A 25,867-nucleotide genomic window follows, 5' to 3' on the forward strand; every position below is an offset into this window, starting at 1 on the left:
GGTAGGAGAACTGCAAAGACTCTACTTCTCCATCATTACATCTTGAGCACTACCCATCTGTTAACCCTGTAAAGGTAGAGAATTTACCTCAAATTTTGAGGAGGGTTTTTCCATCTACTGGTAATCTTGCGAACACAGTAATTTTTCTAACTCTGGTAACGATCTTAGCTGCAATTGTAAGCCCTGACTTCAGAGGAGCAATCGGCATTAAAATTACTTCTAATGGTTTTGAGTTCAACATGGACAGGCGTTAATACTCTGAATTAAGAGGTTACGCCATCCATTCCTGGCTACGAAAGCTCTAGTAGTCCTGACAAATAAACTTCAGAAATGTGTTTCTTGAATAGTTTTGCATCGCTCTTGCAGATTTCTATGTATTCCTCAAAGAAAGAAGCTTTAACAACATCAATTATAACTTCACTTCCTATCAAAGAGGTACTTGAATCTTCAACACTTGACACACTGTCTGTTGTTCTTAGTAATAAATGATTTACTGGCTCAATGTCAAAAGAGTTTGTTCGTCTTGAAGCTAGAATAAGCTCTCCATCAAGAACAATCACATTTTGAATAATAAAAGAACGTTGGTTTTTAAGATCTTTTCCGCGATCAGATTTATTAAACCATCTTTTCACGAATGATTTAGCATAAAAACAACTTAAGACCGCTTTATGAATTGTGCTGGGTACATCCAAAGATCTAAATGCCTCAAAATACGTTCTAGCTTGAGCAAGAGGAGAGTCATTATAAAAGGAGCAATTGTTGTAATGATGACCACTAAATGACGAATTTGCACAGGCTATTAAAAGACTTATAGACTTTTTGGAAATATTGAGATCAGTGCAATAATCAACCTTGCTACCTAAACCGAGCAAAGTTAGTGGATCAGTGAATTCTTCAAAAAAGACCCAGGGTTTATCAAATGACTTCTTACACTCAATAACTAGTAAAATACCTGTGGCTCCAAAAGGATAGGTATTATCTTCCTCATTCACGTTATAAAGTGCAAGAACATCTATTTCATGAGATGCACCTTTAAGATCCACATACGAAATATTTGGGAAAACCAGAAAATGATCATCCCCTTCCAAATCACGAAGCTTTTCTGTGATATCAAGCTCCAATGGAAAACCGCTCTTCTCTATTTCGCTTTGTAGCCTTTTCTTAAGTTCCTCGTTCAAAACAGTGTTTTCCCTAGACTCAACTAAAAATGAGCAGTAATTGTTCGATGGGGAGCAGCATCCTTCAGTCATACTACCTGAACTCTCTTCAACTTAGTGCAGCGTTTTTTCAGGCACTTAAGCCACCCCCGCCGATCGCGCAGGTAAGTTAAACTTAATAGCAAGTAAGTCTTCTTCGCGCAAGTACGATAATGACCCTGCCGCTTCCACCGGATTTACAGCAGTTTGCCGATCGCCAGATCGCCAGTGGTAAGTACACTTCATTGGATGAGATATTGCTTGCAGGGCTGCGAACCCTGGCAGAGCAGGAGCAAATCTATCAGGGACGATTTGAAGAATTGCGGCGTGAAGTGTTGCTGGGTGCGTTGGAAGCCGAACGGGGAGAGCTTCTAGATGCAACAAGCGAAATCGAAGCGATTCGCCAACGGTTACACCAACGCCACTCTCAAACATGAGTCGAGTTTGTCGCATTACACCCCGCGCCAGTCAAGATATCGAAGCGATCGCAGACTATCTTGCTGCCCAAAGCAGTTTAGTCAGTGCGGAACAATTCCTGAGCGGTATTGATTCAACCCTTCAGCGAATTGCTCAATTTCCTCAGATTGGTCGCAAACGGGATGAACTCTACCCCGGCTCACGCAGTTTGCCTTACGAGCCGTACTTAATTTTTTACCGTCTCCTCAACGACGATATCGAAGTGCTCAGGGTTGTGAGTGGCTATCAGGATTTGACGGCTCTGTTTGAAGATTCTCCTTAGTTGTGACGCAATGGCTGCGTTGTCGCTGAATAGCTTTCAACAACTTCACCCTATACGGATCAGCATCCTTCTGCCACACCACCCGATGCCCCTTCAACTCAGCACAGTGGTCTTCCAGGCACTTTAGCCAGCCTCGCCGATGCGTGCTAACGCACAGGCTGTCGCAACCGCTATCCTTTCTTAGTGCCTCCAACAACCCCCAATCCTCCTCCTGCCGACTCAGCTTGGCAAACTTTTCGTAGCCAGGGTAGTCAGGTGCAACCAGTAAATCCTTTTGGTGCAGTAGAGGTGGGTTGTCGCTCAGGTCATAGTCGCGGTACTGAACATGCAAATCTCGCAGGTCAATCTGCATACTGGTGTGCAAAGCCGGATGCGGGTCAGCATCAAAGTCTTGATAGACCAGATAGGTGATTTTGGGCTTGCGGCAGTGAAATTTAATCACGTTTGCTTCTTCAGGACGACCGATCGTCCGCGAGGCACAGCCTTCGTAAAGGCGTAGCAGCGGGTCAAGGGTTTCGATCGCCGACACATGCACCCAAAGCGAACCCGGTAGCTTTTTCCCGATCGGACTGTTCTGGCATCGTTCTGCCACCACCGCCAAATTGCCCAGACTCATCAACATCAAGTCGGCTGCGGTGCAAGCTTGCTGATAGCCACCAAACAGACTTTTGATGTCAGTTTGCACCACAGGCGCAAGGTCGCGCAGTTTTGGGCGATGACCAAAGTGACTCAGCGCCAGGTAAACCAGTAAATCTCCCCGGCGGCGATCGCTGATTGCATCCCACTCCTGCGGGTTTGTCGCCTGCAAGACGATTTGGAATGCTCGGCGCAAATTGCCAAATTCAGTGCTGAGTGCCTCCATCTCAGGTAATTCCTTCAGCGTCGGCAACCGTCCCCGCTCGGTGAAAAACGTCATTAGCGGAGCCAGCCGTTCCTTGTAATCCTCAAAGCGCTTATTACTGAGTTGCACCTTGGGAACAGAAACGCGCGATCGAAACCGAGATGCCCGAAAATTCTGCGCCTGTGCCTCATCCCGAAACACAAAATAGATGCCCAACGCTACTGGAACGGCATCCACTCCCAGCACCTGGTCGATGTAAAGCTTCAGTTCCTCCTGATCGTAATACTTCTGAAACGTGTTGCGGCTCGTAATTACGCCGTCCCCATAAGCAATCTGGCTATTCCCCTGAGCAATCAATACCTGCGCCGCCACAATCAAAACTTGCTGGGTTAGCTCCCACGCCTTGATCAGCGCTTCCCGCCGCTCTGTCTGAGACTCAACCACGTTGATGACGTACCCCAGATTCACGACATCTGCCGCCATCAAAGCCATGTCGGGACGGTAGTGGGGGTCCCACCCGGAACTGGTGTAGCCCAACTTAGCAACCCGTTCCAGATCACCGCCCTGACCACATCCGTAATCAAAAAAGGTTGTCTGCTGGCTAAACAACCCTGATTCTAGTGCCAACCGCATCGGCTTGGAAAAATCATTGCGGCTAATTGCTGCTTTGTGACGATCGATTTTGACCGTTGAACTCTGGGCGTTGGGGAGCGATCGATGAACTAGCGTGTGCCCTTGAAAGACAACTTGACACTCTGTTAGCCGTTGTTCCCAAGCTAAACGAGTGCCAATCGATCGCGGATTACTGAGCAGTCCGAGTGCTTCTTCTTGGCGGGTTAGAGCGACAAACTGCTGATAGAGCGGATAGTCGCTTGTAACAAAGCTTTCCTTCCGATGAAGGATAAATGGGTTGCCCGTGTCGCTATAGTTTCGATAGTTGACTTCGCGGCTCCGCAGATCAACCTGGATGCTAGCTTGCAGGGCAGGATGAGGGTTCGCATCGAAGTCAGGGTAAACCAGATAAGAAACGCTCGGCTTTTCAGTATTGAACTTAACCAGCGTGGCGACTTCTGGCGGGGCGGCGATTTGGCGAGCTTCCTTCTCATAGTCCTGCAAAATCGGATCTAAGGCTGGCAAGGCTGAAACGTGAACATACAGCGCATCCGGCAAAAGTTTGCCTACCTTGCTGCGCTGGCAAAGCGTAGTCAGAACTGAGAAGTTAGGGTAAAGATTGGGGGCTAGCTCCATGATTTTCGATCTGCAATCGCTCTTTTGAGTCCATTTTGCAGTAATGTAAAGCGCAATCAAGTTGCGATAGCACCCATTATGCAAGTCATGACTTTTCAGATCCCTGTTTCAGTCTGGTTTTAGGTTAATTGCAGAAGACGTTAAAATTCATGACTGTCAGCACTCCACAAGCCCCAGCCACTCGCCAAGCCTTCGCCCGTCACGAGACTTTTCACCCTCGGTTTGGTTGGCTCAAAAAAGGGGTTGACCAAGCGACTCAAGATCCTGCCATCTTTTTGCAAGATGACGCGACGGTGCGGCTAGGGGTAGGCAAAAACATGGTGCGCTCCATCCGCTACTGGTGTTCAGCCTTCAAGCTGCTGGAAGACGTTGGCGAAGCCTCTCGGCACGAGAATTGCCCGACTGAGTTTGGCAAGCAGCTTCTCGGATCATCCGGGTGGGACCCCTATCTGGAAGATCCAGCGTCCCTCTGGCTGCTCCATTGGAAACTGCTGGAAGATCCTTGCTCCGCAACAACGTGGGCTTTTGTGTTCAATCAATTTCGTGGCGTGGAATTTACCGTTGACGAGCTTTTTAACCAACTCTGTGACTACCGAGATCGGGAAGCGGCGAGAGTGGCGGATTCCTCGCTTCGTAAAGATATGAACTGTCTACTGCGGATGTATGGCTCACAGCAGTTCAAGGCTTCGGCGAGTGAAGAGTCGCTCGATTGCCCGTTCGCAGACCTGGGGCTAATTCGGTCTGCCGGGAATGCCCGCTCTTACACGTTTCGGATTGGCGCTAAACCTACCTTGCCAGCCGAGATAGTCGTGTACGCCTGCCTCCGCTATGTTGGACAGTTCGCCGAAGGCGTGCAGAACGTTCCAGTGGTAAAGCTCCTGTACGATCGCGGTAGCCCAGGCTTGGTGTTTCGGCTCACGGAAAGTGCTCTGTACGAAGCCATTGAGTACTGCTCACGCTTTACGAACGACAGAGGGGGAGCGATCGCCACGTTAGGGATTGCCGATGTCGCTGGAAAGCTAGAGTTTTTCTTCCTGGGTCAGCCATTACAGATGGCAGAGGATATCCTGAACAGGTACTATGCCACGAGGTAAGCTGACGTGACCGCTCTTTCCCATTACTTCAGCCTGCATCGTCGCTATCACCGCTCTATCAACCTGGAGCGCGATTTTGACAACCCTGATGCTGTGGAAAGCTACGTGCTGACAGAGCGATCGCTCGAAGCGTTGCAGCGCATGCTAGCCGCGTTCGAGAACCCCAAAGCACAGCGGGCTTGGACACTGATTGGCGTGTATGGCACCGGGAAATCAGCCTTTGCGAACTATCTCACGGCGCTCTGTGCGCCCGAAAACAGCAAAGCAGCGAACCAGGCGTGGCATGTTACCGAACAGGCATTGCCTAAAGAGAGTCCTCTCCTAGAGCAAATTCTTGAGACGCTGCCACCTCAGGGCTTACTACGTTGTGTGGCGGTTGGGCAGCGAGAGCCACTCAGTTGGACGGTCATGCGGGCATTAGCAAACGGTTGTCAGGAGTTTTGGTCGCGCAAGCAGAAACCTGATTGGTTCCAAACGCTGACGGATTGGGGCGCTGAAGTCGCTGTAGGGCGCTGCCAGATCACCAATCAGCAAGTGTTGACCCTCTTAGAACAGGTGACTCAAGCTGCCAAAACGCAGGTGCTGTTAGTCCTTGATGAGTTAGGCAAAAATCTGGAATATGCCGTGAATCATGGCGGCACTGACGATCTTTATCTACTGCAACAGATTGCAGAGTTGCGCTACAAAGGCAAGTATCAAGTGCATTTCGTGGGGCTACTGCATCAATCGTTTGCAGGGTACAGCGAACGACTCAGCGCGATCGAGCAAAACGAATGGACCAAAATCCAGGGGCGCTTTGAAACGATGCAGTTCACTGAGTCTGCTAGCCAAATGACCCGGCTGATTGGGCAAGCCATTGAGCGCTCCGAAGGCGAGGCTTCAGACCGCCTAGCATCAGTTTGCGACCAAACCGCCAAAGCCTGGTTCAAGGCACTGAAGCCTGTTTTAGTGGGTCAAGGCATTGCCGCCAAAGATTTAAGTGCTGCCTATCCTCTGCATCCAATGACGGCGCTGGTGTTACCGCTGCTCTGTACGCGCTATGCCCAGAACGATCGCTCCCTGTTTACGTTCTTGACGAGCCATGAACCCCATGGGTTGACCGAATTTCTGACTGCTAGCACCTTTGATGGCGATCGGATACCGACGCTGCAACTGCACCAGCTTTATGACTATTTTGTGGAAGCCGCTACTGGTCTAGCGTCTCGCATTAATCTGCAACGTTGGGTAGAGATTCAGGGCTTGATTCAGGATGCTCAAACGCAGAACGAGGCGGTCTTGAACGTCCTCAAAACCATTGGTATTTTGAACCTCATTACAGCAACGGGGGCATTAAAAGCCTCTCCAGCGTTAGTGGCGTTTGCCTTGTGTGACCATCCAGACGACACCGCCGCTTTAGAACATTGGCAGGCTGTGATCAAAGACTTGACCCAGAAAGGGATTATCACTTATCGGAACCAAACAGACGACCTGAAACTTTGGGAAGGCTCGGACTTTAATGTGGAAGCGGCAATCTACCAACTGCTAGAAAAAGAACGTTTGCCCCTTGCCCAACTGCTCACTCGCGCCCGACCCTTACAGCCGATCGTCGCCCAACGCCACTATTCCACTACAGGAAATCTCCGCTATTTCGAGCAGCAGTATGCCGACAGCCTTACACCACTCACAGCGTTATGCTGCCATGCTCCCAGCACCGATGGTTTGATTGTCTACTGGCTCGATCGCCAGCTTCCCGGTGAAACGCCAGCGCAGACGGTCGATGGCAAGCCTTTAATAGTCATCACTACAACTCAGCTTGATCTGCTTCGGACTCGTGCCCAGCAGTTGCAAGCGCTTAAAACCATTCACAAGGAAGCAACGGCACTGCAAACGGATGGGGTGGCACGACGCGAAGTGAAACATCGACTGGTTGATGCCGAACGGCTGCTTGATGATACGCTTCAACAGGCTTTCAACTGGTCGGTTGGTCAGAACCAGTGCTGGATTGCTGGAAAAGCAACCATTATTCCAAAAACCCAAGCATTTCAAGCCTTGCTCTCGGATCTGTGCGATCGCACCTATCACTTAGGACTCCGGCTTGACAATGAATTCATTAATCGTCGTGGACTCACCTCTCAAAGCGCCAAAGCCCGTCGTGAACTCATTGAGGCGATGCTGGAGCAGAGCCACCAGCCAAGGTTGGGCTTAGAAGGCTATGGTCCTGAAGTGGCAATGTACTACTCCGTTTTAGAGGCAACGGGGATTCATCGCCAGGGCGAAGAAGAATGGGATTTTCAACCACCAAAGCTAGAGTCAGGGGTTGCAACCGTTTGGCAGGCGATCGAACAATTTTGCTTAGGCGCAACAAACCAGCCACAGTCGCTTCAACAGCTTTATCAACAGTTGGCAAACCCTCCCTATGGTGTGAAACAGGGTGTTATCCCCGTGTTGCTGGCGGCACTATTGATCTACTACATAGATGAAGTGAGTGTCTACAAAGATGGCACGTTTATCTCGGTGCTAGGAGCAGAGCATTTTGAACTGCTGGTGAAAGACCCGGCTCGCTTTACGGTGAAGCATATTGAAGTGGCAGGGGTACGCTCTCAAGTCTTTCGTGAACTGGAGGCAATGCTTAGAAGCAGTCCAGCGAAAGGGCGAACGGGCAGTCGAAATCTGACCATCTTATCAGTGGTAAAGCCCTTAGTGCAGTTCGCGCGGAAGTTGCCTGCCTACACGCTCAAGTCTAAGCGCATCAGCACTGAGGCGCAGGCAGTGATTCAAACGCTGTTGCAAACCCAGGAGCCGGATGAACTGCTATTTACTGCCTTGCCGCAAGCCTGTGGCTTAAAGCCAATCCGCCTCGCACCTCCAGAAGCAGAAGCAAGCACGGTCAATGATGAAACTGAAACGGCAACTGCTCGACTTTTTCGAGAAAAGTTAGTGCAGGTGTTGCGAGAAATTCATAGCGCCTACGACACGCTGCTGATGGAGTGTGAAACGCTCCTGTATCATGCCTTTGGTCTACGCAGCGATCGCCACCAGATCCGACAAGACCTTCAGTTTCGCGCCAAGTATTTGCTGGGCAACTGCCTTGAAATGAGCTTGAATCGGTTTGTGCGGGCAGCGGCAGACGAAACGGTGAGCGATCGTATCTGGCTAGAGTCGTTGCTGATGATTGTGGCAGATAAACCAACTGAAGCCTGGGCAGAGAAGGACGTAACTGCCTTTGAGTTGAATTTAAGCGACCTGGCGCGGCGGTTCAAAAATTTGGAAGCATTGCAAAAGGAAGTGGCGGCGGGGAGTAGCGGTGGGTTTGAGGTGCGTCGGTTGACGGTGACTCGTCCTGACGGTAGCGAGATTCATCGCATGGTCTGGGTCGATCAGGAGCAGCAACCCTTCGTGGATGGCTTAGTGGCAGAACTTTTAGCCAGAACCGACTTATGCAATCAGCCTCAACTTCAGCAAGCCTTAGTCGCTCGGTTAACTGAGACGGTGCTAGGCAATGCCAGTCAGTTCCTACTTGCGCTATCCAGCGATCGCCCACAACCCATCTACCCCTAACCCCTGCCCGCCTGTGCGCCGAGATGCCATCTTCTACCAAATTTTTCAGCGGTTTCCAGATCTGTTTTTTGAACTAATCGGTCAACCGCCAGAACAAGTACAGGGCTACCGCTTTGAGTCAGTAGAGGTCAAAGAGCCAAATTTTCGGATCGATGGTGTTTTTTTGCCCCCCGAAGAAGCAATCACCAAAACCATCTTTTTTGCTGAGGTACAGTTCCAGAAGGATCAATCCCTCTACCATCGCTTCTTTGCCGAATTGTTTCTCTACCTCTATCGCAACCCAACTCGCTATGACGACTGGTATGGTGTCCTGATTTTTCCAAACCGAGGCTTAGAACCTGATCAAGCAACCATTCACCGTGCTCTACTACACAGTGCCCAAGTACAATGCCTGTACCTGGATGAACTGGGAGAACCGAACCAGCAGCCTCTAGGCATCAGCCTGATGCAGCTCATGATTCAACCAGAGTCGGAGACCGCAAAGCAGGCTCGGCAACTGATCGATCGAGCTACGATGGAAGAAACTGGTAATCTCTCTAGAGAGGAGATTATTGATATCGTCGTGACGATCGCCACCTACAAATTTATCAATCTCAGCCGACAGGAGGTAGAAGCAATGCTAGGTCTAGATCTGAAGCAAAGCCGAGTCTATCAAGACGCAAAAGCAGAAGGGCGCGAAGAAGGACGTGAAGAAGGGCGTGAAGAAGGACGCTTGCTTACAAAGTTAGAAATGGTGCCACTCTTGCTTGAGATGGGGTTAACTGTTAATCAAATTGCAGAACGATTGGCGCTTGATCTAGAGGTTGTGCGACAAGCGAGTAACAAACCAAACCAGGCGCTTTGAGGGACGATCGCCACCTACAAATTGATCAATCTCAGCCGACAGGAGGTAGAAGCAATGCTAGGTCTAGATCTGAAGCAAAGCCGAGTCTATCAAGACGCAAAAGCAGAAGGGCGCGAAGAAGGACGTGAAGAAGGGCGTGAAGAAGGACGCTTGCTTACAAAGTTAGAAATGGTGCCACTCTTGCTTGAGATGGGGTTAACTGTTAATCAAATTGCAGAACGATTGGCGCTTGATCTAGAGGTTGTGCGACAAGCGAGTAACAAACCAAACCAGGCGCTTTGAGGGACGATCGCCACCTACAAATTGATCAATCTCAGCCGACAGGAGGTAGAAGCAATGCTAGGTCTAGATCTGAAGCAAAGCTAAGTCCACTTTGGCAAGGTCTAACGGCTACAAGGGGACGATCGTGTATCTACATAGCGATAAGATAGCCATTTATAAAGTATTTATATAAGGATTTCGTAATACCTGACACTTTTGGGAACGCTCTAGAAAAGTGAAGCCATAATGGCGGGCATGGTAAACAAGACTGTGAGACATATCCTGGGGCTTTCGGGCGGCAAGGACAGTACCGCGCTGGCAATCTTATTGCATCAAGAGGTGCCCCAAATGGAGTACTTCTTTTGCGACACTCATCGTGAACTGCCGGAAACTTACGAGTATCTGGAACGAGTTAAAGCTCGACTTGGCATCAAAATTCACTACTTGAGTGCAGAGAGAGGTTTTGAGCATTGGTTAGATATTTATGGTGGCACACTGCCTTCGCCTCAAATGCGCTGGTGTACCAAGCAGCTTAAAATTAAGCCTCTAGAAGAATTCATTGGAAACGATGAAGCGGTCAGCTATGTAGGCATTCGAGCAGATGAGTTCCGCGAGGGCTACATTTCAACTCGTTCAGCCATCAAAGCCGTTTATCCCTTTAAGGAACGCGGGCTAGTCAAAGCTGATATTCTGCAACTGCTGGAAGAGAGCGGCATTGGGCTACCCAGCTACTATCGCTGGCGCAGTCGTTCGGGCTGCTATTTTTGCTTCTTTCAGCGCAAATATGAATGGGTAATGCTGGCGGAAGAACATCCGGATCTCTTTGCCAAAGCGATCGCCTACGAGCAAAACCACATAGACGGTAGAACCTACACCTGGACGCAAGGCGAAACGCTGCAAGCATTGCTGGCTCGTAAAGAGGAGATTATTGCCAATCACCACAAAGCAATGGCGCGAGAGCAACAGACCGCCCCCAATCGCCCTTTGGTGGAAGCATTGGCAGAAGTGTTAGATGAAGAAGACGATACGTTACCGTGTCTGGCTTGTCACCTTTAATTCTTGCCATACTAAAAGACAGATCTTGATGCTTGTTCTGATAGGAGATAACCCATGCTAGTGGAATCGACGGGTCAACCTGTGATTGACTCTATCAACGCTTCCTTAAAGCTGCTGCCCAAGGAGCAGCAAACAGAAGTACTGGAATTTGTACAGACCCTGGTAGAGAAGACTGCCTCCACAGAACCTAAAAAGACCATTTGGGAGAAGATTGACGATATCATGGCAAACGTGCCCGATGAAGCATGGGAAAATATGCCAACCGATGGGTCGTATCAACATGACCACTATTTGTATGGCACCCCCAAGCGGGAGCTATGAAAACTCTCTTTGTGGATACGTCTTATTGGGTCGCTCGTTCCAATCGACGTGATCAATGGCATCAGAATGCCAGAGCGCTTGGCTTGCAGTTCAGCGATGCCTCTCTTTTAACGTCTGAGCTAGTGCTTGTAGAGTACTCAACTATTTCAGTGCTTTTGGGATTGAAATGCGCGGGAGGGTGGCTATTGCTGCTCAAGAAATTCTGGAAGATCCTAAGATTCAAATAATTTGGCAAACTCAGGGATTGTTTGAAGCAGGATTAGCTCTCTATAAGGCACGTTTAGACAAGGGCTACAGTTTGACAGATTGTGTTTCGATGGTGGTGATGCAGCAGGAAGGCATTCAGGACGTATTGACCCACGATCGCCATTTTGCTCAAGAAGGCTTTACGGTGCTGTTATAAGTTTGTGTCGGTGAATTCTCATCAAACGCTGGGAAAACTAAGACAAGTTGATCAGAATGGATCAGAGTCCGCTTCACCCCAAGTCGAATGTTATGCCAGCGCTGAAACTCAGTTTTCATGGAACCTTTGCCCTCAAGAAACAGGATGTGCTGAAACTCCTGGAAGTGGCTGAAACAGAGCAGGGCTTACATGGGTCTCTGATGGAACTGGTGGAGCGAACTGGGTTAGGTAACGAGAAAGTTCTACGGATAAAAAGCTGGGCAGTGCGATCGGGTTTAGTGCATCAAAACCACCTCAGCCCCGAAGGAGTCGTAGTCCGAACGTGTGACCCCTATTTAACCTCTCCCGTTACCGATTGGTTAATGCATTCCCATCTCAGCTTTAGCGATCGCGGCTTGCAATCTCCCCCTGCCAACCCTGCTGAGTGGGGCGGTTGGTCTTACTTTGTCTTTTGCTTTTTGCCAGAACACCCAGAGTTTACGCTGGATGAATTAGTCAAAGCCAGTGCTCCAGTTTTTGAGGATGTCTCTTCCAGGCTGCTGCGAACCAATTTTCGCTTTGTGCTGCGGGCATATACCGAAGTGCAGGCGCTGTGGTCTTGTCGGTTTGTGCAGAGTTTGGGCAACAATCGCTTTCGTAGTGGTGAAGCTCAGTTACCCAATGCCGAACTGTTAGGCTACTTTCTAGCAAAACTGTGGCAGCGGGACTTTGGCGCACAAGAGACCGTAGCCCTCACCCAGTTGCATCAACCAATGGGGCTTGCTCCCATTCTCGGCATTAGCGATCTATCGTCCTGCCTGCAACGGCTAGAAACACAGGGACTACTACGGCAAAGTGACAACCAGGGAGACAGCCAGATTACCCGTTGCTGGCAAGATCCTTTATTTTTGCTCAAAAAAGCGTATGGCAGTGGCTAAACTGAGTGGTTTTACTTTTTAGGCTGGGCACTCTAGACATTAGACAAAGCCTGTTCTAAGTGCAGCGAAAATAATCTGAGATTTGTTGTTTAGCCCCCTCAACCTTATGCCACAGTTACAGCTAGGTTTTCATACTTCGTTTGCCCTCAAAAAAGATGACATCATCCGCATTCTAGAGGCTGCTACTGAGGATCAAGGGCTGAATGATTCACTCGAAAACTTGATCGATCGCACAAAGCTCGGCAACAAGAAAGTTGGTCCCATGAGAAGTTGGGCGATTCGATCGGGTCTAGTAAGTGGCGATCGCCTGAGTCCAGAAGGGGCGATCGCTTGGAAATACGATTTTGGTGTCAAACCAGAAAACCGCTCAAGAGATTATAACGATCGAATCATACCTGTCACCGATTGGCTGATGCACTTTTACCTCAGCCTCGGTGTGCAGGGCGCAAAGGACGATCGTAAAAGCAAATACACTGGCGTTGGCGAAACCCTACAACCACCACCCACTGATCCAGCAGAGTGGGGCGGTTGGACGTATTTCGTGTATGCGTTCTTACCCGATCACAAAACCTTTACGTTAGATGAATTACAGACCTATTGTGCCTCCATTTTTGCACCAGGCACAGGCAAGCATCCCGAAAAAGATTTGAGGGATAATCTGCGAATTGTGCTGCGGGCTTACTGCGAACCAGAGGCGATCGCGGGTTGCAAATTTCTCGCTCAAACCGATAAAGAAGCCTACACCGCTGAAGACAGCGACTTGCCCAACCTCGATTTAATGGCTTATTTCCTGGCAAAGCTCTGGCAGCGAGACTTTAGCGATGCGACATCTGTTCTAACAGATGACATTTTGCAGCAACCAATGGGTTTGGCGAGTGTCTTAGGGGTAAACACCTCAACCTTGCAAACCGTGCTCAACCAGCTAGAAACTGCCGCTCTGATTGAGCAACGTCGCACCGTCTCACCAGCCCAGATTATCCGTCGTTGGCATGACCCACTCACACTGCTAGAAAAGTCATATACCCATTCACTCAGCTAACTACGATGACAACCTCAAAACCAAGGTCTCAAATATCGGCGAAAGCGAAGAAGCGAAATTTTTCTAGTTTCGATAAAAAAGCTGCGTTCAAACAACTCAATCTGGCTGACCTTTTACCTTGGAGTTTGGACATTGAGCCTGTTCCAGTCAGCGATTTTTTTGCGGAGCGGCTCGCTCGCCTCAAGCGGCATTTTGACCTGGAAAGTGGTGAAGAAGCCAAAAAACTGCTGATTGATGCCATTTGTGATGAAGCGTTAGAAGGGTTCGATCGGCTCAAAATTTGGAAAGCGGCACCTCTAGAAAGCAACACGCTTTGTGGCATGGTCGATTACCTGACTGCCGAACGCAAACGCTACTTGGAAGCCCCTTTCCTTTGCATTGTGGAAGCAAAAAAAGATGACTTTGAACAGGGCTTGGCACAATGTTTGGTCGAAATGCAAGCCTGCCAATGGAGCAATGAGCAAATCGGCAAAACGATCGATGTGTTGGGAATCGTCACCAACGGCGAGGGTTGGAAATTTTATCAACTGACTACTGCTGGAGTGGTCTACGAAACGCTCCTCTATGCTCTTAGCGACATGGGCACGCTCTTAGGAGCCTTGCACAATCTCTTTCAGCTTTGTGAACACAATTTGGGAGAGGGGGAACATGGTTGATATCATCACTCTGCGACTGCGGGAAGCTAACCCCAAAGATTCTCCCCACCTCTTGCTGTGGGACAATCCTGAGCCAAATCAATTGCAGCACTTAGCATGGCGAGAAGAGGCGAAATTGGTCAGCTATCGGGAGGATTTGCTGAAGCGGGTTGATCCGCAAAGTCGCTTTTTGGCACTGCATCACCAGTGCGATCGTGAACTGGCTGCGATTCGTTCCCTGTGCGATCAGAGTACTGAACCTGTTGTTTTGCTACAAGACCTGGACTGCTTAATCGCCTATCTCTCCGTCCAACCCGAAAGTCCGATCACCCTGTTTTGGCAAAGCCTGTTCAACGCACGCCACCTAAACCGCATTCTCTGGATTATTCTACCGAGTCAAGCCGCTCCCCCCGACTGGCAAAAACACCGTCTGCAACGCCTCTAACCACACCTCCTCACTCTTGGGTTCGTTCATGCAACTCCACGAAATTGTCAGAATTAACGAAAATGGATTGGTCGCCAATGCCGTTAGCTTCGAGCTAATGGATGACCCCGACAAAAATTTGCGCCTCTGTCAAGGATTCGTGTTTAACTATGACCCCGACCCTAGGCAGCTTAAAACGTCCACGATCGGCGTGTTGGATGCTTTGCGACGGAGCTTCCACAGCCCCAGCGAACCCAATGTACATCTCATGGTGCAGGACTACGGTAAGGGGAAATCTCACTTCGCGCTGGCGATCGCCAACTTCTTCCAGAAACCCTTTGACAGTGCCGAAGTGCAGGGCGTATTGGAACAAGTTGCCTATGCAACGAATCAAGGCAGTTTGCTAGAGGGCTTAACACCTACAAAAAACGCGGCAGGCATCTAGTGCTTTGCTTAAGTGGTGACAAGCGAATCGACCTGCGAAAGCAATTCTTGCAAACCCTGCGAAAAATGCTGGATCAGGAAGGCGTAACAGACGCGATCGCTCAACATATTTGTCAGCGTCCCCTGAAATTTTTGGAACGATTGAACCCAGACCAACGGGCGATCGCATAATTTATAGGTCTAATTTACCGAAGTCAATGCTTTCAACTTCTTCGACGATGAATCCTTGATTTACTTCCTCTGGAAATCGTTTTGCCATCTGTTGCCAAGCATCTTCCTCGTTTTCTGCCTCAATATCGTATTGTTGCTTGGGTAAAGCATTTCTGCGACCCTTAAACTGCCTTTTCAGAAAACCCGCTTGGTTTAGCGATTCGATCAACGATGTGGGTTGCCTACCTTCAGTAATCTCGCCCTTCTCTAAATAGCTTTTGTATAGGCGGATAACAGCTTCTTCAACAACTACGTCTGCATCTTCGACCTGAAGATGATCTTTTAGCACGTCTAGAAGCTTGGTGGCATATTTACTCAGCTTTATTTCCATTGCAAATAGGGCTAGACAGGGTAGTTAGAGCGAAAGTTACCCCTTTAAACTAGCCCATTAGATGCAATGGGATACAAAAAAGCCAATTAGATCTCTGCTACCTCCTCTTTACATTGATCTTCTGCGTTAACTGACTCACAAAGCGGGGGATCGAATATTACAAGGAATTTACCATCAGGAGTTAACTGACGTAGGGCTTTTGCGTAACCATCCGCGTCTGATTCCTTGCGAAATCGGCATATAGTGATTCGCTGCATATTTTTCAGTAGGCGAACTACAGCCCAAGATTGTAGCCGTTCTCCGTAGGACATAAAGCAGTCATCTAAACTCGTTACTCGGATGTTATCATATTTGATAACTAAATCAATAGACTGGTTATCGAATATGTAAACATTTACGGGCTTATACTTCTTTGCCACGATTAAGAGATGGGTAAAGTAAGTGACGCACTGAAGCAGGTCTTAGGAAAGTACGGAATCAGCCAAAACCAGTTGGCGATCGCATTGGGTGTAGATCGCCCTATCTTTTTTCGCTGGTTTCATGGGCAAGTAGATCCCTCAGCCGAAACTGTTGCGGATATTGCTAAAGCGATTCATAACATTGATGGTGAAGCATCTAGGGAGTTTGCAAGGCTCTATCTAGGGTATTGGACAGATAGTGAGCAAGAAGGCTTAATCATTCCAGAAGTAAACCAGCTTCCCCAATCCGAAGCTTTAGATGTCGCTGCACTCTCTAGACTGTTCTCAGATACGACGACTTCTTATAAATTTCTCTTCTTCATTTCACTCTTAGACATCCTGAAACGACGGCAGTTTGACGTTCTATCGCCTATCAGCTTTCAAGAGATAATCGTTGAGATGCTTGCTAATGCCTGGTATCCGCATACTTACTTTAAGTTATCGTTCGGTTCTCAGGACAAGATTGCACAGAAGCTAGATTCATTAGTTTTAGACATTAGTGAACCCATCCTCAAGTTTACAGATACCGATAAAAAGTTACTGCGTAAGGCTATTGCCTCTCAAAATCTCAAGGATGTCATCAGCCATTTGAAAAAATATGTCCCATTCCGCCTTATCATCCCTTTTTTGGAGCAAGAGCTAGAAGGCGTTAGCCGAGGTAAAGGGAATGAGCTAGATGTAGCGATGCCTGCGATCGCTGAAAAGCACTTCGATCTCAAAAAGCCTCTTTACCGCTTCGATTCAAGTAAATATAGCGGTTGCCAATCTATCATCGTTCATCCAGATTGGGCTGCTTATATAGAGAAGCATTACGCCATCGTTCGTGGATGGGCATCATGGGAGTGGTTGAACTATATGCAGCCAAGGAATTCTAATGTTCCAGGCATCGTCAACAAAATTTTTATGCCTCAACAAAGAGGCTCTTTATCTAATCAAACTAAATATTGGAGGCTGGTATTACAGCATCAAACTGTAAGTTGCATTTATTCTGGGCAGCCTCTAAGCCTGGATAAGATTGCTCTTGATCACTACTTGCCTTGGTCATTTGTAGCGCATGACCAAATCTGGAATCTAATCCCAGTGATTCCAGAGGTCAATTCATCTAAATCTAATAACTTACCAGCGACACAGTACCTTAAAGCATTCGTCGCTATCCAGCATCTCGGACTAACCATCTCCCATAACAACTTAGGAGAGAAAGCCTGGGGTAACTATATTGAACCTTTTATTGGTGATTTGAAAATGAGTCCTGAAGACTTACTTAACTTAGAAAGGCTAGAAAATGCTTATGCAGCAACAGTTACGCCGTTAATGATATTAGCGGAGAAGCAAGGGTTTTCTTCTAACTGGATCTATAGACTGGCGCAGTAGTAAATACAATCCGCCGCCATCTAACTTTAAGGAGTTATCTGCAAAGCTCAAAGCATTAGCGCCAAGCCTCTACTATTTAACGCTTAACTTTTACTCTTCAACGCTTAACCTTTGATCCTTAGCGCTGAACGGCTGACATTCAAGCTTAAACCTTTGATATTCAGCCTTGAATGATTGAGATTAACCTCTAAACCTCTGACCATAAAGCCTGAGCATATGAGGCTTATCTACAAACCCTGCTAGTTTAAGCCTAAAGTCTTGAGGTTCACTGCTGATGCTTTGAGCTTCATCGTGGAAACCCATTAACTTGCTACTGATGTTCCTTGTACTGCTGATGGTGTAGGTTTGCTTCTCATTGCCCGGAAGAGGGTTCCTAGCTGTTCTGCAATGCCCTTCAATCCAGGGGTCTTTTTCGCTGCTGTCTTTACGTAGTCGTAGACAGTAAGGCTACTTGCCATTGCTTCACTACCTACAGCTAGCAGCGTATCATCCACCTGTTCAGCTAACTGACTCAATGACATCTCTACTTCTGTCAAAGTTGCTGCAAGTCGACAATCATTTGTGAAACCATCTAGATCAAAGCTTGCTGGCAGGATATTTCGATTGCTCTGTGCTGCGTGCAGACTCGTTTGAACAAAGACCAGTCGTTTATCGCCCATTTTGAATAGTCGTCTACGCTCTGTAGCATTCAGCGTGATTAAGAAGGGTAGATTCTTTTGAATCTTGGCAACTGCTTCTTTGATCTCCTGTACGCTCTGTTCGGAAAGAGTTGCGTTGATGTCCTGGTATGGCATAGATGATCTCCTAGTGTTTGAAGAAGGGTGTTATTTCTACAAGCGTTAGAGTTCCCCATAACTTCCGCCATGAAACATTCTGAGCAATCGAGTCAGTACACTATCTGCAACATTGCTAATGCTTTAAGGAACTTAACCTTTATGGAGCAAGATTGATAAAACCTCTGACACAACATCATGAGGACGTTCTAGACAATCTCTTGCTGTAAATCTGACAGTCGGTACACCTGCTCGGAGCATTACTCTATCACGGGCATAATCTCGAATGACTTGCCCCTCACCTAAATGATGCTGACTGTCTACTTCTAGGCTTATACATTTGCCTTGATGGAATACTAGAAAATCAACTTCAACCCGTCCAGTAAGCTGGCTATCGCTGATAGTTGTCTCTTGAAGTCCAACCCGTCCACGCGCATTAGCAAAGAACAATACGTCAGTGCGGTCTAGTGCTTCTGCAATCCTGACTTCAGCTTCCGATCGCAGATATAGTCCTCCCCACTCTCTTGAGTAGTTGCCACTTGCCTCGGTTTTAGTTTCAGAAACCGTTAAAGCCGTACCAGCAATCAAAATCTCAATTTGTTGCTTTCACGAGTCGCTGCAAAAAATTCGCCATTGGTGTTGAGTCTTAGCACCGTTCGGTTGCCCTAAATAAGCGAGGTGCAGCAATTTATTGACCTCTAAGTACAAGCCTGGACGGGTTTTGTTATATAGCTTTTGGTTGATGGACTGCCTAACTTTCTTTCGCTGCTTGGCATCAAGTGATCTGCTGCGAGGATTGAGCGCGATAATCACGTCCAGCAGTTTGGTTGTTGAAACTTGAAAGGAGTGAGGTAACTTACCACCACTTGTAACTAGAGCACCACTGTCAATGTTTTGCGCTTTACCCTCTAGATCAAGACCGATGCTTGCATCATCCGTGTTAGATTGCATAACTTTTCCTATAAGTCCTCTCCTAAGCTGCCCATAAACCAAGCCCCTGTTTACGATTGCACCTACTCTATTTTGGTTGAGAAATTAGCAAACATCACGCCCGATACTATTTTGATTGATGCGGATGGGCAGGCGCGGCTCACGGGCTTTGACTACGCCCGGATTAGCACCAATAGCAGCACGATCGCCCAGGATATTGCTGAAGATTTGGCATCATACGCACCCTATCAAGCGATCGAATGTCAGAACGATCCATCGCAGGCAAGCAATAACTCAGATCTATTTTCGGCTGGGTTAGTTTTCTATGAATTACTAACGGGTGTCCCTGCCTTTGCATCCATCGATCAAATGCATACTCAAAAAGCGCTTTTCCCAGTCAAAGCCAGCGATCGCACCCCCGCTCTACCGTCTGATATGGATGGATGGTTACAAAAGCTCTGCGCCTTTAAGCCCAGCGATCGCTTTACCAACGCCTATGCCGCTCTAGACGCATTGGCACCGCTGGCAACACTGCCAACCGTCGATATTACCAATCTGCCAACGGATTACATCCTTGATGACCGCTATCGTGTAACGCGGCGATTGGGTCGTCCTGGTAGCTTCGCCGTCGCCTATCAGGTCTTTGACACGTTGGATGAAACTGTTCAGGTACTCAAGCTGATCACCCGCGATCGCCGCTCCGTCTACGAACGCCTCCAGCAAGAATATAGAACCTTACGCCGAGTTCCCAAACATCCCATGTTGTGGAAACCATTTGGGCTGGCAAGTTCAGCGATAGTACCCCATTTATTCTGTTTGAGTATGTGGATGGGCAAGATGTGGAACATTTGATTGAATCGAAAGCGCTGTCCTTAGAACAAGCAGTGAAGATTGCACAACAAACCGCTCTCGGTTTAGCCCATTTACACCAGCATCAAGTCCGTCATCAAGATATCAAACCATCAAACTTGTTGCTAACAGAGGATGGTATTCGCATCATCGATTTTAATGTGGCTGTGATGGATGGCGACGAAACCACCATCAGCGCAGGCACACGGCGCTATTTGCCCCCTGATTACAAACCCGCCCTCCATGCCAGCCCTGCCGAAAAGATCGATCGCGATCTCTATGCGCTCGGAATTGTCTTTTACGAATGTGTCACCGGGAACTATCCTTTCTCAGAACCGCATCCACCCCTTGGGAAAGCTGCCCGTCACCCCACTGAGTTTGCAAGCTGCGAGGGTTTAAGCCAGGAATTGATTGCTTTACTGTTGCAGGCGATCGCTCCCAACCGTCGCGATCGCTTCACCTCGGCTGAAACTTTTGCAACAGCAATTTCCCAATTAGTAACCCTGAGAAAACTCGCAGAACAACCTGCTGTGGTTGTTCTGCCAGAAGTAGAAGCGCCAGAAGTACAAGTCATTGTTGATCCAATCCCAGTTATTCCCACTATTCCTGAACCGATCGCAACCGTTGAAACCATCGACCCGTCAGCACGTCCAGATACTGTCCCCGAAACCGTTGCTGCTGATTTGTTTGACACATTGACCGATGAATCAACGCCCCTCGATCCATCTCGTCCCATCGTGTTAGATCCAACCGGACTTTATCCCATTCCCGCTCACTATGTTGCCATCACCAATGAGGTTGAATGGTTTCGACTCTTTGGCGTTGGAGCTTCCCCCTATTGGGTTAAAGGTAAGCGCCTGTGTGATTGGGCGATCGAATGGTTGCGACTGAGAGGCAGAGAGCAGACAATCCAAATCAAGCAAGATCCTCGCCCCAGATTAGAGGCACTCTTTCATCCTCTGCCCTTACCGAGTGAATGGAATCATGCTCAACTGCTGGCACTCTCCAGTAAATTAGATGAGTATTCTCACCATTCGATCGCTCACTTATTGGCAGATGTAACCAACCATGATTTGCAGGTATGGCTGGGTGAACCTTCAATCCATCATCTTGCTGCTTGGTTAAGCATCCAAGTACCTGCATCCCATCAAATTTTCGAGCAAGTTTGGCAACAGCAAATTCCAACCAATCCACTCACCCCGTATTACCAGACGCAAGACAAGCGATCGCTCCTGTGCCGCTGGCTCGGCATCGCCCAACCTACCCTTACCGAACTCGACCCCTACCCGTTACCGATCCCTGACTGGCTCACGGATGAGTTTGACCAATTTTGGCAGCAGGAACTTTATCGCAGCGATGCCAGCATTCTCGATCGTCTGATTCTAGCAACGCAACCGGGACGCGATCGCATTACCAATCAGGCATTCAAGGTTTTGACCAATCGCCCCAGTTTGATTACGAAAGCGAGAGAAACCAAGCTTTCTGCCTATTTGACCCATCAGCAGAAAGTGGAGTTAAGCGATCGCCAATCGCCCCCTCAACCTGAACCTTTGTCGTTAGATGCCAGTCCGCAACAAGCCCTAGCCTGGGCAACCACGAGCTATTTGCCCTTTCGCCGTTGGGAAATCGTAACGCAGGTTAGTGCGACTCAACGGATGAGCGATCGCCTTGCCGATAGCTTTGTGGAATGGTTGCTCAGACACTATCCTGACCTCAAAGAAGAATCGGTTAGCGATTCCCACCTGAATTACAGTGTGGCTTCGCTGGTGCGCCAGAGCTGCCAAACAAACCCAGTGCTGTGGGTTGTTGTGGATGGCTTAGGCTGGTTAGATCACCAGGAATTATTGGGTTATTTAAGCCGTGAAGCAAAGCTAACGGTTGAACAGTCTTCAGCGCGATTTAGTCTGCTGCCAACCCTCGCAAAATACGCCAAATGGAGTCTCTACAGCCAGCTTCTACCCGAACACACAACCTGGGCAGATGAGATGGATAAGGCGTTTGCCACCCTTGGCATAGGAGAACGCTATACCGATCACCGCAAGGCAGAACTGCTGCGCGATTTACGCACCGGAAAGCATCAACTTTACTGTTGGGATAACACTCAGTTTGATAAACTTTTTCACAGTGCTAGAGATTGGAAACATCTCTACAACGTTGAACGTCCAGCGGTCTTGAAAACGATCGCCGCCGAAATTCAATCCTGTATAGATGAGTTTCCCCATCCAGAGCAACTGCAAATTATCATTGCTACCGATCACGGGCAACTGATGGGTGAATTGGCTCAAATCCTTCACTGTCCCGATGGCTTAAAAGTTGAAGGCAGAGTGGCGATCGGTGAAACAGATGATCCACGCTTCGTTGTTCTTAAAGGCGATCGCTACGGACTGCCCCATAACTTCAGCATTGTCCGGGATGCTGCCAGCTTTGGTTCCTACAGCTACACCACCAATAAAGCCATTATTGGCTCTCATGGGGGACTCTTTCCTGAAGAGGTCGTCGTCGGGGTCTCGGTGCTGCGTCAAGCCGTTACGCGCCAGCCAGTGATGCTTCACTGTGAGGGCACAGGAGAGGCTGGCAAGCCAGGAACGTTGGCAATCACGGTGAATAATCCAAATCCAATTGATTTAACCAATCTTTGCCTACGGATCAAAGAGTTAACGACCTTTAAGACTGGGCTACCATTGGAGCAAGCTATTCCAGCCAACCAGAAAATTACCTTCAGCCTTGCCATTCCCGATTGTCCTGCGCTATCACCTGACCACCCAGGCGATCGCCTTTCTCTTTCCGGCGAACTCACCTTTTGCTTTGTCCAGGCAGAACCAGGAATAGCCCCTCTGGATACTGCTTCAGCCATTGCCATTCAGCAAATCTTTAGTAGTGGGGGGCTAGACATTAATGAATTCCTCTAACGCGATCGCATACGACAATACTCTCGTGCGAGATGTTTTCAATACACTTAGCATCGACAAAACTCGCTTGCCCTCTAGTGGATTAACCGCGATCGGCATTCCCAGCTTTGTTGCTGAATGGTTGCTGGATAAAATTGTGCCAGGTACAGGGGCACTCACCCGTACCGAACTCGAAAAGGTCAACAACTTTGTCAAAAAAGCGTTTCCACGCAAGGACGATCGCAACGAAATCATTTTTGATCTGACTCAGGGAGAAGTTCACAAACTCATTGCCCTGATGCAAGTGCGAGTCACACTTGACCAAAGAGCCGGGGTGATTCCCGATCCCTTCGCTCGGATTCCAGTGATCAATTTGAATGACTGCTCGATTCCCACTGACCTGATTGAACGTAACAAAATGCTGCTCCGCCAGGGCGTTTGGGGGAAAATCAGCATTTCGATGCGATCGGACGGCAAAGTTGAGGTGATGGATTTTGATCCGTTTCAATGTTCTAAAGTCGATCTGCAAGCCTATGCAAACTGTCGAGCAAAATTTACCACCGAAGCATGGCGCGATTTACTCTTTTGCTCCATGGGCTTTAATCCCCAACATCGCCATTACTCCCAGGAAGCCAAAACCTGGATTCTCGCCCGTCTATTGCCATTGGTTGAGTCCAATTATCATGTGATGGAATTGGCTCCCAAAGGGACTGGAAAAAGCTTTGTGTTTGAGAACATCAGCAGTAAGGTGGCACTTGTCAGTGGTGGCAAAGTGACACCCGCTCAACTGTTCATCAATGGTCGCACGAAGGAAGTCGGTTTGCTGGGGCGGCACGACGTAGTGGTTTTAGACGAAGTGCAAAGCCTGACCTTCGAGAATCCTGACGAGGTAATTGGTCCATTGAAAAATTACCTTGCGAGTGGTCGCTACAACCGGGCAGGGTTTCAGGATGTTGCCAGCGATTGTTCCTTAGTCATGCTGGCAAATATTGACCTGAATGAGCAACTGCAACCCCGTAATCCAGAAAACTTAGTTTCCAATCTGCCGTCGTTTTTTGCGGAAACCGCCTTTCTCGATCGCTTTGCAGGCATCATTCCGGGCTGGAAAATTCCCAAGTTTCAACGCGAAATGGCAGCGTCTCAAGTGGGCTTGAAAATGGACTTCTTTGGTGAAGCACTTCTCTCTCTGCGTCAAGACAATCGGTTTTTCTCCTATGCTCAAGAACATACCCAATTTAATCAAAGCGCAACGGTGCGTGATCAAAATGCCATTCTCAAATCAGCCGCAGGGTTTCTCAAACTTTTTTATCCACATCTAGAACTAACCTTAATGGACTACCAGCGAGACTGTCTGGAACCCGCCAGAACCTTACGTCAAGCGATTCGCAATTCTCTGTATCATTTGGATGATGAATTTAGACAATTTGGACTTGAAATTTACGCAGAAATACGCTGAATAATTAGGTCTAACTACGTCAAACCGAAGCTCATCTTATCGTGGCTAAAGCTCTATGAAGACGATCGTGTTTTATCACAACAAAGGGGGAGTTGGCAAAACGACTGCCTCCATCAATCTGGCTACAGCGCTTCAATGTCTAGACTATCGAGTGCTGCTCATCGACTTAGATGCTCAGGCAAATGCGACGTTTGCCACCGGGCTAGTGAAATTTCAATTCGATGAAGAAGACGATATAAAAGCCCGGAATGTCTCTCATCTGTTAGAAAGTTCTGAGTTCCATTTCATCCCGGAGATCGTGAGGCGATCGCAACATTTTAGCAAACCAGAACTTGACATCATTCCTGCTCACGTTGACCTGATCGAGAAGCAAGATAAGCTAAACAAATACATCACCACTCGCACCCGATTGCATAAAAAATTGAAGCTGGTTGAAGATCAGTATGATTTTGTCATCATTGACGCGCCACCCTCCCGCGATGTGTATGCTCAGGTGGCTCTCATCACTGCCGACTATCTCATTATTCCATCCGATTTAAAACCCTTTGCAAACCAAGGCTTGCCCACCGTCAGACAATTCATCACCGAAGAAATTAACGAGATCCGGCAGAGTACAGGTAAAGATAATTTGAAAATATTAGGGATTTTACCATCCAAAGTTTCAACCAATCCCAGATATCTTGACTACGTTTTTCCACGCCAAAAAAATACGGTTATCGAGCAATATGGTCTGCCGATTCTCAATTCTATTATTTTTGAACGCACTGCCTTATCCAATTGTCTCAACCAAACCTTGGAAGTCGGCGATTTGCTCTATCCCGATCCCAAGTCAATCTTTATGTTTGACTCCAAATCTGAGTCTGCCAAAGAATTTACCAAGCTTGCCGAGGAAGTATTACACAAAGTGGGGATGAACTAATGGTTGACTTTTTTCTGGTTGAAACGAAATTGATTTCTTCTTCTCAACCTGTATCTAACTTCAGTCAGCCCGAAATTGATAAACTAGCAAAGCTCATTCTGGATACGAATGGTTTGTTACGTCCTTTAGTTCTTAAAGAAACAGGCTTCGAGCAGTACGACGTTGTGAGCGGACATCTTGAATATTATGCTGCGGTGCGAGCGAAAGAGAAAAATCCGCAGAAAGCAGAAATGGTCAATGCCCTGGTGATTGAATCTGAAGAAGAAAAGACGGCAATTCAGCAAGCACAACTGCTAGAGCAACTGTACAGCACCACGAAACCAGACTCAACGAACAGCATTACACCCTTAGATACTCTGGCTTCTAACCTGGAGGATCTCTTCAATCGGGAACTGAACGCCATGTCTCAAAAGCTAGACACAAACCTTCAGCGCATTGCTGACCAACTTCCTAAACAAACAAAACCGATCGATGTGTTTAATCAACTTCGTGATGTTGACCTGACGCGCAGGTTGATTTCAGTCGGTGTTAAAGGGAAAAATCTAGAGAAAATTGTTGGACAGATTGTGAAGAAACGCCCCTTTATCTCTCTCTCAGAGGTGGTGAAGCAAGTTAACGGCTTAAGCGAGAAAAAGATGGTTGAAATTGTGGATAGTTGGGCTGATCTTCTCTTTACATGATCT

General features: G+C 48.0%; 27 protein-coding genes. 21 read left to right on the forward strand and 6 right to left on the reverse strand.

From position 1 onward, the window contains the following. Positions 1-290 precede the first annotated feature (290 nt). A complete protein-coding gene (locus AC5JO6_RS03400; RefSeq protein WP_496079634.1) occupies positions 291-1,178 on the reverse strand; it encodes a hypothetical protein in 888 nt (295 codons plus the stop codon). A 191-nt stretch (positions 1,179-1,369) separates the two neighbouring features. Between AC5JO6_RS03400 and AC5JO6_RS03405 the strand changes: the two genes are divergently transcribed. Both AC5JO6_RS03405 and AC5JO6_RS03410 read left to right on the forward strand, forming a co-directional pair. After that, positions 1,370-1,633 (forward strand): ribbon-helix-helix domain-containing protein, encoded by a 264-nt coding sequence (locus AC5JO6_RS03405; protein ID WP_496079635.1) that lies wholly within the window; start codon positions 1,370-1,372, stop codon positions 1,631-1,633. Then, positions 1,630-1,935 (forward strand): type II toxin-antitoxin system RelE/ParE family toxin, encoded by a 306-nt coding sequence (locus tag AC5JO6_RS03410; protein WP_496079636.1) that lies wholly within the window; start codon positions 1,630-1,632, stop codon positions 1,933-1,935. The genes AC5JO6_RS03405 and AC5JO6_RS03410 overlap by 4 nt, the downstream gene beginning before the upstream one ends. Here AC5JO6_RS03410 and AC5JO6_RS03415 read toward each other — a convergent pair. Next, complete coding sequence (locus tag AC5JO6_RS03415; protein ID WP_496079637.1) at positions 1,880-4,024, reverse strand: DNA phosphorothioation-associated putative methyltransferase; 2,145 nt, start codon at positions 4,022-4,024, stop codon at positions 1,880-1,882. The genes AC5JO6_RS03410 and AC5JO6_RS03415 overlap by 56 nt on opposite strands. A 149-nt stretch (positions 4,025-4,173) precedes the next feature. Here AC5JO6_RS03415 and AC5JO6_RS03420 point away from each other — a divergent pair, with 149 nt between their 5' ends. From AC5JO6_RS03420 to AC5JO6_RS03480, 13 genes are all read left to right on the forward strand, one after another. Continuing rightward, entirely contained in the window at positions 4,174-5,118 is a 945-nt protein-coding gene (locus AC5JO6_RS03420) for a DUF4007 family protein (protein WP_496079638.1), read from the forward strand. 6 nt (positions 5,119-5,124) lie between these two features. Continuing rightward, on the forward strand, positions 5,125-8,655 hold the full coding sequence (locus AC5JO6_RS03425) for a hypothetical protein (RefSeq protein ID WP_496079639.1): 3,531 nt from the start codon (positions 5,125-5,127) through the stop codon (positions 8,653-8,655). A gap of 13 nt (positions 8,656-8,668) precedes the next feature. Then, entirely contained in the window at positions 8,669-9,499 is an 831-nt protein-coding gene (locus AC5JO6_RS03430; protein ID WP_496079750.1) for an Rpn family recombination-promoting nuclease/putative transposase, read from the forward strand. Between the two features lie 54 nt (positions 9,500-9,553). Then, entirely contained in the window at positions 9,554-9,781 is a 228-nt protein-coding gene (locus AC5JO6_RS03435; RefSeq protein WP_496079640.1) for a hypothetical protein, read from the forward strand. A 234-nt stretch (positions 9,782-10,015) separates the two neighbouring features. Beyond that, positions 10,016-10,816 carry a phosphoadenosine phosphosulfate reductase family protein gene (locus tag AC5JO6_RS03440; protein WP_496079641.1) on the forward strand — a complete coding sequence of 267 codons (801 nt, stop codon included), beginning with the start codon at positions 10,016-10,018 and terminating at the stop codon, positions 10,814-10,816. Positions 10,817-10,870: 54 nt separating this feature from the next. Next, positions 10,871-11,137: a ribbon-helix-helix domain-containing protein gene (locus AC5JO6_RS03445; RefSeq protein ID WP_496079642.1), complete on the forward strand. Its 267-nt coding sequence runs from the start codon at positions 10,871-10,873 to the stop codon at positions 11,135-11,137. Between the two features lie 178 nt (positions 11,138-11,315). Then, entirely contained in the window at positions 11,316-11,540 is a 225-nt protein-coding gene (locus tag AC5JO6_RS03450; RefSeq protein WP_496079643.1) for a type II toxin-antitoxin system VapC family toxin, read from the forward strand. A gap of 92 nt (positions 11,541-11,632) precedes the next feature. Continuing rightward, complete coding sequence (locus AC5JO6_RS03455) at positions 11,633-12,457, forward strand: DUF4007 family protein (protein WP_496079644.1); 825 nt, start codon at positions 11,633-11,635, stop codon at positions 12,455-12,457. A 106-nt stretch (positions 12,458-12,563) separates the two neighbouring features. Further along, a complete protein-coding gene (locus AC5JO6_RS03460; RefSeq protein WP_496079645.1) occupies positions 12,564-13,496 on the forward strand; it encodes a hypothetical protein in 933 nt (310 codons plus the stop codon). Positions 13,497-13,501: 5 nt separating this feature from the next. After that, positions 13,502-14,152, forward strand: a complete 651-nt coding sequence (locus AC5JO6_RS03465; RefSeq protein ID WP_496079646.1) for a hypothetical protein — start codon at positions 13,502-13,504, stop codon at positions 14,150-14,152. Continuing rightward, the gene (locus AC5JO6_RS03470) at positions 14,145-14,576 is read left to right on the forward strand and encodes a hypothetical protein (protein WP_496079647.1); all 432 of its coding nucleotides are present in this window, start codon (positions 14,145-14,147) and stop codon (positions 14,574-14,576) included. Before AC5JO6_RS03465 ends, AC5JO6_RS03470 begins: the two co-directional genes overlap by 8 nt. A 28-nt stretch (positions 14,577-14,604) precedes the next feature. Next, positions 14,605-15,000, forward strand: coding sequence for a hypothetical protein (locus tag AC5JO6_RS03475; RefSeq protein WP_496079648.1), 396 nt, complete (start codon positions 14,605-14,607; stop codon positions 14,998-15,000). Further along, a complete protein-coding gene (locus AC5JO6_RS03480) occupies positions 15,000-15,170 on the forward strand; it encodes a hypothetical protein (protein WP_496079649.1) in 171 nt (56 codons plus the stop codon). Before AC5JO6_RS03475 ends, AC5JO6_RS03480 begins: the two co-directional genes overlap by 1 nt. Position 15,171: 1 nt before the next feature. Here AC5JO6_RS03480 and AC5JO6_RS03485 read toward each other — a convergent pair whose 3' ends face one another. After that, entirely contained in the window at positions 15,172-15,540 is a 369-nt protein-coding gene (locus AC5JO6_RS03485) for a hypothetical protein (protein ID WP_496079650.1), read from the reverse strand. Between the two features lie 428 nt (positions 15,541-15,968). Here AC5JO6_RS03485 and AC5JO6_RS03490 point away from each other — a divergent pair, with 428 nt between their 5' ends. Continuing rightward, the gene (locus AC5JO6_RS03490) at positions 15,969-17,369 is read left to right on the forward strand and encodes an HNH endonuclease domain-containing protein (protein ID WP_496079651.1); all 1,401 of its coding nucleotides are present in this window, start codon (positions 15,969-15,971) and stop codon (positions 17,367-17,369) included. A 302-nt stretch (positions 17,370-17,671) separates the two neighbouring features. Here the strand turns inward: AC5JO6_RS03490 and AC5JO6_RS03495 are convergent, their stop codons facing one another. The 3 genes from AC5JO6_RS03495 to AC5JO6_RS03505 all read right to left on the reverse strand — a co-directional run bounded on the left by AC5JO6_RS03495 (position 17,672) and on the right by AC5JO6_RS03505 (position 19,093). Beyond that, the gene (locus AC5JO6_RS03495; RefSeq protein WP_496079652.1) at positions 17,672-18,163 is read right to left on the reverse strand and encodes a hypothetical protein; all 492 of its coding nucleotides are present in this window, start codon (positions 18,161-18,163) and stop codon (positions 17,672-17,674) included. A gap of 132 nt (positions 18,164-18,295) precedes the next feature. Further along, positions 18,296-18,730, reverse strand: coding sequence for a putative endonuclease domain-containing protein (locus AC5JO6_RS03500; protein WP_496079653.1), 435 nt, complete (start codon positions 18,728-18,730; stop codon positions 18,296-18,298). An 18-nt stretch (positions 18,731-18,748) separates the two neighbouring features. Further along, on the reverse strand, positions 18,749-19,093 hold the full coding sequence (locus AC5JO6_RS03505; RefSeq protein ID WP_496079654.1) for a hypothetical protein: 345 nt from the start codon (positions 19,091-19,093) through the stop codon (positions 18,749-18,751). 72 nt (positions 19,094-19,165) lie between these two features. On the opposite strand from AC5JO6_RS03505, the gene AC5JO6_RS03510 reads away from it, so the two are divergent. From AC5JO6_RS03510 to AC5JO6_RS03530, 5 genes are read left to right on the forward strand one after another with little or no spacing between them, the layout of a single operon-like run. Further along, on the forward strand, positions 19,166-19,924 hold the full coding sequence (locus AC5JO6_RS03510) for a protein kinase domain-containing protein (RefSeq protein ID WP_496079655.1): 759 nt from the start codon (positions 19,166-19,168) through the stop codon (positions 19,922-19,924). Continuing rightward, a complete protein-coding gene (locus tag AC5JO6_RS03515; RefSeq protein ID WP_496079656.1) occupies positions 19,837-22,830 on the forward strand; it encodes a protein kinase domain-containing protein in 2,994 nt (997 codons plus the stop codon). Before AC5JO6_RS03510 ends, AC5JO6_RS03515 begins: the two co-directional genes overlap by 88 nt. After that, positions 22,817-24,265, forward strand: coding sequence for a BREX system Lon protease-like protein BrxL (gene brxL, locus AC5JO6_RS03520; RefSeq protein ID WP_496079657.1), 1,449 nt, complete (start codon positions 22,817-22,819; stop codon positions 24,263-24,265). Before AC5JO6_RS03515 ends, brxL begins: the two co-directional genes overlap by 14 nt. A gap of 55 nt (positions 24,266-24,320) precedes the next feature. Beyond that, complete coding sequence (locus tag AC5JO6_RS03525; protein WP_496079658.1) at positions 24,321-25,184, forward strand: ParA family protein; 864 nt, start codon at positions 24,321-24,323, stop codon at positions 25,182-25,184. Beyond that, the gene (locus AC5JO6_RS03530) at positions 25,184-25,864 is read left to right on the forward strand and encodes a ParB N-terminal domain-containing protein (protein ID WP_496079659.1); all 681 of its coding nucleotides are present in this window, start codon (positions 25,184-25,186) and stop codon (positions 25,862-25,864) included. Before AC5JO6_RS03525 ends, AC5JO6_RS03530 begins: the two co-directional genes overlap by 1 nt. The last annotated feature ends 3 nt before the right edge of the window (positions 25,865-25,867 follow it).

The organism is Tildeniella sp. (assembly GCF_059505325.1).